Raw genomic sequence first — 12,466 nt, 5'->3', positions numbered from 1 at the left:
ACGCACCACCGCACCGGACGAAAGGAAACCGCCATGGGCGAGCCGGCACAGCGCCAGCTGCACCTCGGATACATGTACTGGCTGAACGGGACCCACTGGGGCGGCTGGCGGCTGCCGGAGTCGGCCGCGCCCGACCCCTTCGGCCTGGCCTACCCCGCGCAGGTGCTCAAGCTCGTCGAGGACGCGAAGTTCGACTTCTTCTTCCTCGGCGACACCCTCCCGGGCGACGTCTACCGCGAGCACTACGGGACCACCCACAACGCCGGGCGGCTCGAGCCGTTCACCCTGGCGTCGCAGCTCGCGCTGCAGTCGTCGAGGATCGGGCTCGCCGTGACCGCCCACCCGACCTTCTACGAGCCGTACATCCTGGCCCGGCTGACCGCCTCGCTGGACCACCTCAGCGGCGGCCGCCTGGCCTGGAACGTGGTGCTCGGCGCGAACGACCTCGCCGCCAAGAACTTCAGCCTGCCCGACCTGGGCGGCGAGAGCCGGTACCGCCGCGCGGCCGAGTTCATCGACGTCATCCGCAAGCTCTGGGACAGCGTCGAGGACGGCGCCTACCTCCAGGACAAGGAGTCCGGGCAGTACCTCGACCCGAGCAAGATCCACCGTCTGGAGCACCAGGGCGAGTTCTTCTCCGTGGCGGGCACGCTGCCGATGCTGCGCCCGCCGCAGGGCCACGTGCCGCTCCTGTACGCGGGCGGCTCCGAGCTGTCGCGCGAGCTGACGGCGCAGTACTGCGACATCAACTTCACCGGCCCGCCCACCCGGGAGGTCTCGGCGGAGTTCAACGCCGACGTCCGCGCGCGGGCCCTGCGCCTGCGCGGCCGGGAGGAGCCGATCTTCTTCCTGCCGGGCATCACGCCCGTCATCGGCGACACGCGCGAGGAGGCGATCGACCTCTTCGACCGCCTGAACGCGGGTCTCCCGGTCGACGACGACCCCGTGGCCGGGGACCAGCCCGACGACTACTACACGGGCGAGGCGTTCCAGGCCGCCCAGCGGGGCCGCGCACCCCTGCCGAAGGGCGCGCGCAGCCTGCGCTCCATCGGGGAGCGCACGGGCGCCGACCTGCGTCCGCTGGGGCTCGACGGCGCACTGACGCCCTCGCTCGCCGCGGAGCTGAACGACGTCGGGCAGAAGCTGCTGCGCACCATCGCCGACCGCACGGGCCGCACCGTCGAGGCGGGCACCGTGCGGGGCCGGGACCTGCTGCACAACTCCATCGGGGGCGGCTTCCCGCTCGCGATCGGCACCGCCGACGACGTCGCGGGCACGCTCATCGAGTGGTTCGAGCAGGGCGCCGCCGACGGCTTCAACATCCAGTCGCCGGCCATGCTCGACCAGCTCGAGCGGTTCACCGGGCAGGTGGTGCCGATCCTGCAGGACAAGGGCGTGTTCCGCACCGAGTACGAGGCGGACACATTCCGCGGCCACTTCGGGCTGCCGGTGCCGCCCAACCAGTTCGCGGCGCAGGAGGCCCGAGCATGACGCTCCCCGCCGGGTACCGCGCGCTCGGCAGCTCCGGCCTGGTCCTGTCCGAGCTCGGCGTGGGCGCCAGCACCTTCGGCCGCAGCGGCATGCGCGCCGTCGGGCAGGAGCAGGTCAACCGGATCGTGGACCGCGCCATCGACCTGGGCGTGACCTACTTCGACATCGCCGAGGGCTACGGCGACCGCACCGGCCTGTCCGAGGAGCTGTTCGGCACGGCGCTGGCCGGGCGGCGCGACCAGGTGGTGATCGGCACCAAGTTCGGCCGCTCGCTGGCGGCGGACCGCGGGCCCTCGTACGGCCGCACGGGGGCGCGCAAGTACGTCCTGGCGGCGGTCGAGGACAGCCTGCGCCGGCTCGGCACCGACTACATCGACCTGTACCAGATCCACTTCCCGGACCCGTTCACGCCGATCGAGGAGACCCTCTCCGCGCTCGACACCCTGGTGCGCGACGGCAAGGTGCGGTACGTGGGCGCGTCCAACTTCAAGGCCTGGCAGCTCGCCGACGCCGACCACGTGGCCGCGGCCCACGGCTACGCCCGGTTCGTCTCCACGACCGACGAGTACAGCCTGCTGTGGCGCAAGCCCGAGGAGGAGCTGATCGGCGCCCTGGAGCACTTCGGCCTCGGGTTCCTGCCGTACTTCCCGCTCCAGAACGGGCTGCTGACCGGCAAGTACTCGCGGGACAACGCGCCGGAGGGCGCCAAGATCACCAACCTCAAGACGTACCTGCTCGGCGAGGCGCCGTGGGACGCGCTGGAGAAGTTCGAGCGGTTCGCCGCGGACCGGGGCGTGACCCCGAGCGCGCTCGCCCTGGGCTGGCTCCTGGCGCAGCCCACGGTGACCAGCGTGATCACCGGCATCACGGTCCCGGAGCAGCTCGACGAGAACCTCCTGGCAACCCGCTGGGTCCCCACCTCGGAGGAGGAGCAGGAGCTCCGCGACCTCCTCCCGGGCACCCTGACGGGCGGCCCGGGCCGCGTCGGCTGACCGCCGGCGGAACACCCCCGGGTGTTGAGCACAGCGGTTGCTGCCAGAGAGCGCGCCTCTCTGGCAGCAACCGCTGTGGTCAACCGCGCCGTCCGGGCGGCCGGGTTGCGGGCCGGAGGGTCGCAGCGACCGGATGGCGAGACGATCCGGTCCGGCCATTGCGTCGGGCGGGGCCGGGGCTATGTTGCGCGCGGTCGGCGTCCGCGGCAGTCCGCGGGGGTGCGCCGCGACGACATCGGAGGATCTCTTGTCCGCTTCACAGCCCCCTTCGTCCTTCTTCGTCGGCCTCGACGCCGACGGCGCGGGCGCGCACCCGGCGGCCGCCGCCGTCGCGCGCCTCGCGGGCGCCGACCTCGTGTCCGGCGCCCGGCTGGCCCGCACGGTCCGGCAGGCCGAGAACGCCGGCCTCACCTTCGTCTCCTTCACGGACGCGCTGCTCCCGGCGGTACCCGGTTCGCCGGCGTCGGCCCGGCTGGAGTCCGTCACCCGCGCCGCCTTCGTGTCCCGCACGACGACGGCGATCGGCCTGGTGCCGCAGGTGCCGACCACCTACCCGGAGCCCTTCCACGTCGCGGCGCAGCTCGCGTCGCTGGACATCGCGGCGGCCGGGCGCGCCGGCTGGATCCCGGGGGTGACCCGGGACGCCGCGACGGCCGACGCCTACGGCCGCCCCGTGGTGGGCGACGTGACCCGCGAGGCGCGCGACGTCGTGCGGGTGGTCCGGGACCTGTGGGACTCGTGGGAGGACGACGCCGTGATCCGCGACGTCGCCACCGGCCGGTACGTCGACCGCGACCGCATCCACCACGTCGACTTCGAGGGCGAGACCTTCTCGGTCAAGGGCCCGCTCATCACGCCCCGGCCGCCCCAGGGGCAGCTCGTGGTGCTGGCCGCCGACGGCGACGTGCCGCCGGCGCTCGACGGCACCGGCGCCGGTGACCGGCCCGGCGGGGCGGAGCCGCTCGTCGACGTCACGCTGGTCGGCGGCGCGGGCGTGGGCGCGGCCCGCGGCAACGCGGAGGCCGCACGCGAGCACTCACCGCTCGTCGGCGTCGACCTCGAGGTGGTGCTCGACGCCGGCGGCCGCACCGGCGCGGACCGGCTCGCGGTGCTGGACGCCAGCACGCCCGTCGGCGTCCGCTCGCCGTGGGACACGCGCGCCCTGCGCTGGGCAGGCGACGCCGCCGGGCTGGTCGCCCTGCTCACCGAGCTCGCCACCCCGGGTCCGGACGGACGCCGGCCGGTCGACGGCGTGCGGCTGCTGCCCGCCGTGCTCGACGTCGACCTGCCCGTGCTCGCGCGCGACGTCCTGCCCGCCCTGCGCGCCGCCCGCCTCACCGCGGTGCCGCGCCCCGGTGCCACGCTGCGCGAGTCCCTCGGGCTGCCGCGCCCCGCCAACCGCTACGACACGCGTGTCCTCGCCGACGCGCCGAACGCCTGAGGAGCCCGCCATGACCGACCTGCCCGCGACCGACCTCCCCGTGACCCGTCCCGACGCCCAGGTGCACTTCGGCGTCTTCTTCCAGGGCGTCAACCACACCACGATCTGGTCCGACCCGGAGTCCGGGTCGCAGACCGACTTCGCCACCTTCGAGCGCGTGATCCGCGCGGCGGAGCGCGGGCTGTTCGACGCGTTCTTCCTCGGTGAGGGCCTGCGGCTGCGCGAGTCGCGCGGCGCCCTGCACGATCTCGACGTGGTGGGCCGCCCGGACGCGATCACACAGCTCGCCGCGCTGGCCGCGATCACGACGCACATCGGCCTGGTCGCCACCCAGAACACCACGTACAACGACCCGGCGGACCTGGCCCGGCGCCTGCAGAGCCTGGACGTGCTGTCCGGGGGCCGGGCCGCGTGGAACGTCGTGACCACCGACAACGCCTGGACCGGGGCCAACTTCCGCCGCGGCGGGTACCTCGACCACGCGCTGCGCTACGAGCGGGCGCAGGGCCAGCTCGACGTGGCCCGCCAGATCTGGGACGCCTTCCCGGACACGGGCGGCAACGGCGCGGTGGCGCACGTCTCCGAGCACAGCGCGCTGTTCGACGTCGAGCTCGACCCCACCACGCCGCGCAGCCCGCAGGGGCACCCGATCATCTTCCAGGCGGGCGACTCGCCGCAGGGCCGGGACTTCGCGGCGGCCAACGCGGACGTGATCTTCTCGCGCCACGGCTCCGTGCTGGCCGAGGCGCTGGAGTTCGCCGCCGACATCCGCCGCCGGGCCGTGGCAGCGGGCCGCCCCGAGGACGACGTCAAGATCTTCCCGGGCACCGGCGTCATCGTGGGCGACACGCCCGCCGACGCCGAGGAGAAGGCCCGCTGGGTCCGCTGGAACCAGGTCACCCCGGCCACGGCGCTCTCGATCGTCGGCAACATCTGGGGCGAGGACCTGTCCGGCTACGACCCGGACGGCCCGCTGCCCGCGCACGACCCGGTGGTCGAGGAGCTGGGCGGCGAGCGCGGGTCGGCCACCACGGGCGCGCGGACCCGGGAGATCGCGGCGCGGTGGCGGGCGCTGGCGCAGGCCGAGCACCTGTCGATCCGCGAGCTGGTGGTGCGCAACAGCAGCGAGCGCGGGTTCCAGGGCACGCCGGCCGCCGTGGCCGAGGACCTGATCCGCTGGGTGCGCACCGGCGCCGTCGACGGGTTCAACATCAGCCCGTGGATCGTGCCGTCGGGCCTCGACGACATCGTCGACCGGGTGGTCCCCGAGCTGCAGGAGCGGGGCGCCTACCCGACGTCGTACACGGGGACCACGCTGCGCGAGCACCTGGGCCTGCGCGCCCCGCTCACCCGCCGGGCGAGCGCCGTCGGCGCGGCGTAGGACGCCGATCACGTGTCAGGCGTACAGGTCACTCGGGTGACCTGTACGTCTGACACGTGCTGGGGCGTCCGACGCTCAGGCCCGGGCCGCCTCCACCGTGGCCCCGGCACAGGCCGGCGCCGGCAGGCCCAGGTTGTCGCGCAGCGTGGTGCCCTCGTACTCCGTGCGCAGCGAGCCGCGCTCCTGCAGCAGCGGCACGACGTCGTCCACGAGCTCGTCCAGCCCGGTCGGCACCAGGTGCGAGCCGATCACGAACCCGTCCGACCCGTCGTTCTGCACGAAGTCGTCGAGCGCGTCCGCCACCTGCGTCGGGGTGCCGACGAACGAGCCGCGCGTGAACTCCTCGATCACGGTCTGCCGCAGCGACCAGCCGTTGGCCTCGGCCTGGGCGCGCAGGCGCGCCACGGTCGCGGGCCGGTCGGCGTGCGTCAGGGCACGGCCCGCGATGAACGACGGCGCGTCGAGCGCGGGCTCGACGTCGGGCAGCGGACCGTCCGGGTCGTAGGCCGACAGGTCGCGGTTCCAGATCTGCTCCAGCAGGATCTGGGCCGTGCGGCCCGTGACCTGCTCCTCGCGCACCCAGCGGGCCTTCTCCTGCGCCTCGGCCTCGGTCGCCCCCAGCACGAACGACGCGCTCGGCAGGATCTTCAGGTGGTTCGGGTCGCGCCCGAACCCGGCGGCCCGCGCCTTGACGTCCTGGTAGTAGTCCCGGGCCTCGTCGAACCGGCCGTACGGCGAGAAGATCGCGTCCGAGCTGGCCGCGGCGAAGTCCCGGCCCTGGGGCGAGACCCCGGCCTGCAGGATCACCGGGTGGCCCTGCGGCGAGCGCGGGACGCCGAACCAGCCGCCCACGTCGAACTGCTCCCCGGTGTGGGCGAACGAGCCGGCCCCCGACCGGGAGAAGACGCCCGCCTCCTTGTCGATCACGAGGTCGTCGGCCGCCCACGAGTCCCACAGCGACCGCACCACCTCGATGGTCTCCGCGGCGCGCTCGTACCGCTGGGAACGGTCCAGGAACCCGCCGCGGCGGAAGTTGCCGCCGGTGAACGCGTCGAAGCTCGTCACCACGTTCCAGGCCGCGCGCCCGCCCGAGAGGTGGTCGAGCGACGCGATCTGCCGCGCCAGCTCGTACGGCTCGTTGAAGGTGGCGTTGATCGTCGCGGCCAGGCCCAGGTGCTCGGTCACGGCGGCGATCGAGGCCAGCACGGTGAAGGTGTCGGGCCGGCCCACGATGTCCTGGTCGAAGACCTGTCCGTCGCGCTCGCGCAGCGCCAGGCCCTCGGCGAGGAAGAAGAAGTCGAACCGGCCGCGCTCGGCGGTGCGGGCCGTGCGCTCGAAGGTCGAGAAGTCGATCTGGCTGCCCGACTCCGGGAGGTGCCACAGGGTGTGGTGGTTCACGCCGCCCAGGTAGGCGCCGAGGATGATCTGCTTGCGGGGCTTGCCGGTGGGTGTGCTCATGGTCTGCTCGCTCTCAGGTCTCGGGCTGGGGGTTCGCGGTGCTACGCACCGGTCAGACGGCGGCGAAGCGGTTGGGGACCTCGGTCGGCAGGCGCAGCAGCCCCCGCAGCGAGCCGGCGTCGTAGGCGGTGCGCGCCAGGCCCCGCCGCCGCAGCTCGGGCAGCACGTCCGTGACCAGGGCGTCCAGGTCGTCGGGCAGCACGGCGGGGCGCACGCGCACGCCGTCGTAGCCGAGGCCCGTCCAGGCCTCGACCACGTCGGCGACGTCGGCCGCGGAGCCCGCGAGCACGCGGGCGTCGGTGACCCAGCCCCGCTCGGCCTGACCCGCCCAGGCGTCCAGGCGCGCCAGGCGCTCGGCCGCCGCCCGCCCGTCGGCGTCGAGCACCACGGCGAGGTCGGCCACCACGCGCAGCGGCTCGCCGGTCCGGCCCACGCGGGCCTCGGCGGCACGCACCTCGGCCAGGATCGAGGCCGCCGCCGCGTCGTCCTGCGGCGTCACGAAGACGACGTCGGCCACGCGGGCCGCCAGCTCGTACGGCACCGTCGCGTGCGCGAGCGCGGTGACGACCGGCTGCCCCTGCGGCGGGCGCGGCGTGATGGACGGGCCGCGCACGGAGAACCACCGTGTCTCCACGTCGACGCGGTGCACCTTGTCGCGGTCGATGAAGCGGCGCGTGGCGACGTCGCGGATCTCGGCGTCGTCCTCCCAGGAGTCCCAGAGGGCGCGGACCGTCTCGGCCACGGCGGCCGCCTCGGCGAAGAGCTCGGCGACCTGCTCGTCGGCGCGGCCCGCCGCGTAGTCCTCCGCGGTGATCTCCGGCAGGTCGCGGCGGCCGGTCAGCCGGGCCTCCGTGCCCGACGGCGAGGCGCGCACCTGCCAGCCGGCCCGGCCCTGGCTGGTGTGGTCGAGGGTGGCCAGCGCCTTGGCGACGTGGAACGGCTCGGTGTGCGTCACCGTGACCACGGGGACGAGCCCGACGTGCCGGGTCGCGGGGGCCACGCGTGCCGCGACGAGCTCGGCGTCCAGCCGCACGCGCACCCGGTCGGTCCGGTCGGCGGCCGGGTCGTCCCAGGGGCCGACGGGGATGCCGAAGCTGTCCTCGAACGTCACGAGGTCGACGAGCCCGGCCTCGGCGAGCTGGGTCAGGCCCACCCAGTAGGCGGCGTCGGTCAGGGCCTCGGGGCGCGCGCCGGGCTCGCGCCACGCCGCGGGGTGCCAGCCGGCGCCGTCGAGGGCGACGGCGACGATGGGCGCCCCTCTTCCGGCAGGATCCTGTGGTGCGGTGAGAGAACCGTCGGTCGTCATGGGCTGCTCCTCGCGGCGTCGGGCGGCCCTGTTCGGGCCGTGGTGCGCCGAACATAGGTGCGTGCGCCGCCCTGCCAAGGGATCGGCCGGGAGATCTCACATGCTGGCCCGCTCCCCGCTCCCCGCTCCCCGGTGCCCGCGGGATCAGGTGTCAGACGCGCACGACCTCGGCTCCCCCGGCGCGGTCGTACGGCGTGCGCCCCGCCCCGACGAACAGGGTCACGACGTAGACGACCGGCAGCACGTAGGCCGCCGCGGTGACGATCATGAGCCCCGGCCCGACCGCCGTCGCCCCGACGAGGCCGATCGCCGCGGCGTGGCCGATCGTCCAGGGCACCGCGACCTTGAGCGCGTTCCGGAGCAGCGCCGACGCGAACGTGAGCCGCCCGCCGTCCCGGGCGCCCACCACCTTGAGCCCCAGCACGCGCTTGCCGACGGTCGCCTGCCGGGCACCCGACTCGAGGACGGCCAGGAAGATCGTCAGCGGTACCGCCGTGACGAGCGCCGAGACCACGTTCGTGGTCAGGGCGGACCACCCGCCCGTCACACCGGAGAGGTAGAGCGGGACGCCGATCGCCGCGAGCAGCACGAGCCACACCAGGAAGCAGAGCCAGTCGACGAGCCACGCCACGATGCGCCGCCATCCTTGGGGGTTCACGTGCAGACGGTATCGCGCAGCAGGTAGCGCGGCGCCCGGCTCCGACGGGTCAGGTCACAGCCTCTTCTCGAAGCAGATGCTCGACTCCGCCGGGTACGGCGGGTACGGGTCGATCCGAGTCCAGCCCTCGCGCTCGTACAGCGCCACGGCCTCGGGCTGCCGCACGCCGGTCTGCAGGCGCAGCACCTCGATCCCCCGGTCCAGCGCGGACCGCTCGACGGCGGCCAGCACGCCCGCCGCCAGCCCTCGGCGGCGGTGCGTGGGCCGCACGAACATGCGCTTGACCTCATGGGTCACCTCGGGGTGGAGGGCGGTGCCGCCCAGCCGGCGCAGCGATCCGGTCGCCACCGCCTCCACACCGTCCAGGGCGATCCAGGTCACCATCACCTCGGACGACGTCGGCACGGCGCTCAGCCCGCCCGGCTCGGCCGGCGCGAACAGCCGCGCGCGCTGCTCGCGCAGGTCCGCGTAGCGCGGGGCGAGGTCGTCGGTCATGGCCTCGCGCAGCGCGGCGGCGCGCGGGTCGTCCCAGGTGGTGGCGACCCAGGTCGGGTCGGAGACGATCACCGGCAAGAGGTGCTCCTTCCGTGCGGCGAGGGCGCGCGTCAGAACGCCCGCAGGTTGGCGCGCAGGCCGCCGTCGGCCCACTCGGTGCGCAGGATGCCGCGGCGCCGCAGGATCGGGACCAGCTCGTCGAGCGTGCGGTGCACGGTGACGGGGTGCAGGTCGCCCCACAGCAGCACGCCGTCGTTGCCCCACTCCCCCAGCTCCTCGATGAGGTCGGCGAGCTCGCCGGCGGTGCCCACCCAGCCGGAGCGGTCGGCGATGCGGCCCAGGCGGGCGAGCCCGCCGAGCAGCACGCGCAGCGGCGTGGTGGCGAGGTCGTGGTCGCCCACCAGGCGCTTGATCGAGCCGTGCGAGACGTGGTCGCCGAACAGGCCCGTGGGCAGCGGCTTGTCGAGGTCGAGCGCCGTCAGGTCGGTCTCCAGGTCGCTCGACTGCTGCTCGGCGATGCGCAGCAGCGTGCCGTCGTCCGGGTTCGCCGACGCCGCCACCAGCCGGTCGGCCTCCTGCGGGCTGGAGACCAGCAGGGGCCGAACAGCGAACAGCACCTTGACGTGCTCCAGCGCTCGGCCGGACGCACGGGCCGCGGTGTGCACCCTGGCCCGGTACTCGCGCACGCTGCGCTCCGTCAGGGGCGCGAGCGCGAGCTGGACGTCGCTGTTCGCGCCGGCGAACGCCAGCCCCCGGCCCGAGCCGCCGGGCGAGACGATCACGGGCTCGCCGTCGGCCCCGCCGTCGAACGGGAGGGCGTTGAGCGGGCCGTCGAACGCGTAGTGCTCGCCCCGGTGCCGCACCGGGCGCAGCAGGCGCCCGTCGGCGTACCGGCCCCCGGTCCGGGCGCCGCCGGGCCCGACGGCGCCCGGGTCGGCGATCAGCGCACCGTCGTCCCAGGACCGCCACAGCGAGCGGACGCCGTCGAGCCACTCCTCCGCGCGGTCGTACGCGGCGTCGTGCCCGAGCGGCGGCGCGTCCGAGAAGTGGCGCGCGCTGCCCGTGTCGGTCACCAGGTTGAGCCCGAACCGCCCGCCCGACAGGTGCTGGAGCGTCGCGAGCTGCCGCGCCCCGGTGTAGGGCAGCACGGCGGCCGGGTTGACCGTCGGCACGACACCGAGGTGCTGCGTCGCCGCGAACAGGTACGGGGCCAGCAGCAGCGGGTCGTGCTTGGGACCGCCGAACGCCTGTCGCACGCGCAGGTCGATGGTCTCGGGGCTGCCGAGCGACGGAGCGTCCTCGATGATCAGCAGGTCGACGCCCGCCTGCTCCAGGGCGCGGGCGGACTCCACGTAGAGGTCGGGCCGGGTCCAGTCGTAGTTCCAGTCCAGGTAGTCGTGGCCCCAGCCGTGCGGCCCGAAGCCGCGGGCCAGGAACCAGCCGAGGTGCTGCTGGCGGGTCATGGTGTCTCCTTGCGTGTGGTGCTGGTGCCGGCGTCCGCGGGGGTGCCGGCGTCCGCCTCGGCGGCGGCGCGGGCGGACGCGAGCCCGCGGTCGAGGTCGGCGATCAGGTCGGGCAGGTCCTCGATGCCGACGGACAGCCGCAGGGTGCCCGGGTGGATGCCCGCGGCGGCCCGCTCGGCAGGGGTGCGCAGCACGTGGCTGGTGCTCGCGGGGTGCAGCACGAGCGAGCGCACGTCGCCGATGTGGGTCATGTGCGTGAAGACCTGGACGGCCTCGACCAACGCCCGTGCCGCGGGGGCGCCGCCGTGCAGCGTGAAGGTGAAGACGGAGCCCTGGCCGTCCGGCAGGTACCGCTTGGCCAGCGCGTGCGACGGGCTGGAGTCGAGCCCCGAGTAGTCCACCGACGCCACCTCCGGCCGGAACGCCAGCCAGCGCGCGACCTCCAGCGCCGCGGCGCTCTGCCGCGCCACCCGCAGCGACAGGGTCTCGATGCCCTGGCCCACGAGGAACGCGTTGAGCGGCGACGGCGTCGGGCCGAACCGCGGCGCCACGGTCTCGCGCAGGTACGCCAGGCGCGCGTTGCCGCCGTGCCGGTCGGCCACGCTCGGCCCGCCCGTGCGCGAGGGCGCGACCAGGTGCGGGTACAGCGCGCCCGAGGCCCGCGCGTCGAACGTCCCGGAGTCGACGACGACGCCGCCCAGCACCGAGCCGTGCCCCGCGAGGAACTTGCTGGCGGAGTGCACCACGACGTCGGCGCCGTGCTCGACGGGCCGCAGCAGGTAGGGCGTGGCCAGGGTGTTGTCCACGACGAGCACCAGCCCGTGGGCGTGCGCGACGTCGGCCACGGCCGCGAGGTCGGGCAGGTCGTTGCGCGCGTTCGGGATGGACTCCAGGAACAGCACGCGCGTCTCGGGGCGGATCGCGCGCTCCCAGGCGGCCGGGTCGGCGGCGTCGTCCACGAAGTCGGCCTCGATGCCGAGGCGCGGCAGGTTCTCCAGGAGCAGACCGCGCGTGCCCTCGTAGATGCTGGACGCGGCGAGCACGCGCTGCCCGGCCTGGACCAGGCCGAGCAGGGCGACCGTGACGGCCGCCTGCCCGCTGGCCAGGAACAGGGCGTCGGAACCGCCCTCCAGGGCGGCTATCCGCTGCTCGACGGCGGCCGTGGTCGGGTTGCCGGTACGCGTGTAGGCGAAGCCCTCGCCGGCGCCGAAGTGCCCGGCCGCCTGCTCCCACTCCTCGAACTCGAACCCGGCGGTCAGGTAGACGGGCGTGGCACGCGGGACCACGCGCGCCGACGGCGCGGCGTCGGGCGCCCCGGTGGCGCGCCCGGCGTCGTCCCGTCCCGCGCTGCGCGCGTGCACCTGCCGGGTGGCGAAGCCGGTCATGGCGCCGCGCTCGGCTCGGCCTCCGTCGCGGGCAGCCCGGCCTCCTTCCAGGCGGGGAACCCGCCGTCGACGTGCGAGACGTCGGTGTAGCCGCGGGCCGCGAGCGCCTCCGCGACCGGGCCGGAGCCGTTGATCGAGCCGCACACGATCACGACGGGAGTGTCGAGGGTGATCGCGGGGTTGTCGGACGGCCCGAACAGCGCGTCCAGGTTGTCGCGGTCCGCGAGCGTGGCGCCCGGGATCTCGCCCGCCGAGGCCCGGCCCGCGGCCGAGCGGACGTCGATCAGCAGGGCGCCGCCGGCGACCTTGGCGCTCGCGGCGTCGGGGGTCTGCAGCTCAGGGGTGGTCATGATGGTCTCCTCCACGATGGGTCGTCTGGTGCGGGTGCCGGGTGTT

Annotated in this window: 11 protein-coding genes; 4 read left to right on the top strand and 7 right to left on the bottom strand. The window is 74.8% G+C overall.

The annotated features are described in order from the left end of the window. The first annotated feature begins 33 nt into the window (after window positions 1-33). The 4 genes from QRN56_RS04680 (at window position 34) to QRN56_RS04665 (ending at window position 5,305) form a co-directional block, all read left to right on the top strand. Window positions 34-1,491, top strand: a complete 1,458-nt coding sequence (locus tag QRN56_RS04680) for an LLM class flavin-dependent oxidoreductase (protein WP_285101575.1) — start codon at window positions 34-36, stop codon at window positions 1,489-1,491. Next, a complete protein-coding gene (locus QRN56_RS04675; protein WP_285101574.1) occupies window positions 1,488-2,483 on the top strand; it encodes an aldo/keto reductase in 996 nt (331 codons plus the stop codon). Before QRN56_RS04680 ends, QRN56_RS04675 begins: the two co-directional genes overlap by 4 nt. A gap of 247 nt (window positions 2,484-2,730) precedes the next feature. Further along, the gene (locus QRN56_RS04670; protein WP_285101572.1) at window positions 2,731-3,924 is read left to right on the top strand and encodes an LLM class flavin-dependent oxidoreductase; all 1,194 of its coding nucleotides are present in this window, start codon (window positions 2,731-2,733) and stop codon (window positions 3,922-3,924) included. Window positions 3,925-3,934: 10 nt separating this feature from the next. Further along, window positions 3,935-5,305, top strand: coding sequence for an NtaA/DmoA family FMN-dependent monooxygenase (locus QRN56_RS04665; protein WP_285101570.1), 1,371 nt, complete (start codon window positions 3,935-3,937; stop codon window positions 5,303-5,305). Between the two features lie 75 nt (window positions 5,306-5,380). Here the strand turns inward: QRN56_RS04665 and QRN56_RS04660 are convergent, their stop codons facing one another. The 7 genes from QRN56_RS04660 to QRN56_RS04630 all read right to left on the bottom strand — a co-directional run bounded on the left by QRN56_RS04660 (window position 5,381) and on the right by QRN56_RS04630 (window position 12,420). Next, window positions 5,381-6,763 carry an NtaA/DmoA family FMN-dependent monooxygenase gene (locus QRN56_RS04660; protein WP_285101568.1) on the bottom strand — a complete coding sequence of 461 codons (1,383 nt, stop codon included), beginning with the start codon at window positions 6,761-6,763 and terminating at the stop codon, window positions 5,381-5,383. Between the two features lie 52 nt (window positions 6,764-6,815). Further along, the gene (locus tag QRN56_RS04655; RefSeq protein ID WP_285101567.1) at window positions 6,816-8,069 is read right to left on the bottom strand and encodes an LLM class flavin-dependent oxidoreductase; all 1,254 of its coding nucleotides are present in this window, start codon (window positions 8,067-8,069) and stop codon (window positions 6,816-6,818) included. A gap of 151 nt (window positions 8,070-8,220) precedes the next feature. After that, a complete protein-coding gene (locus QRN56_RS04650) occupies window positions 8,221-8,727 on the bottom strand; it encodes an RDD family protein (protein ID WP_285101566.1) in 507 nt (168 codons plus the stop codon). Between the two features lie 54 nt (window positions 8,728-8,781). Next, entirely contained in the window at window positions 8,782-9,294 is a 513-nt protein-coding gene (locus tag QRN56_RS04645) for a GNAT family N-acetyltransferase (protein WP_285101666.1), read from the bottom strand. 38 nt (window positions 9,295-9,332) lie between these two features. Next, window positions 9,333-10,685 (bottom strand): LLM class flavin-dependent oxidoreductase, encoded by a 1,353-nt coding sequence (locus QRN56_RS04640; RefSeq protein WP_285101565.1) that lies wholly within the window; start codon window positions 10,683-10,685, stop codon window positions 9,333-9,335. After that, complete coding sequence (locus tag QRN56_RS04635) at window positions 10,682-12,070, bottom strand: O-acetylhomoserine aminocarboxypropyltransferase/cysteine synthase family protein (RefSeq protein ID WP_285101563.1); 1,389 nt, start codon at window positions 12,068-12,070, stop codon at window positions 10,682-10,684. Before QRN56_RS04635 ends, QRN56_RS04640 begins: the two co-directional genes overlap by 4 nt. Then, complete coding sequence (locus QRN56_RS04630; protein WP_285101561.1) at window positions 12,067-12,420, bottom strand: rhodanese-like domain-containing protein; 354 nt, start codon at window positions 12,418-12,420, stop codon at window positions 12,067-12,069. The genes QRN56_RS04635 and QRN56_RS04630 overlap by 4 nt, the downstream gene beginning before the upstream one ends. Between the last annotated feature and the right edge of the window lie 46 nt (window positions 12,421-12,466).

This window comes from Promicromonospora sp. MEB111 (assembly GCF_030209445.1).
GTDB lineage: Bacteria > Actinomycetota > Actinomycetes > Actinomycetales > Cellulomonadaceae > Promicromonospora.
Note: the sequence above shows the minus strand (reverse complement) of the source record. Positions and strands in the feature narration are given on the sequence as shown.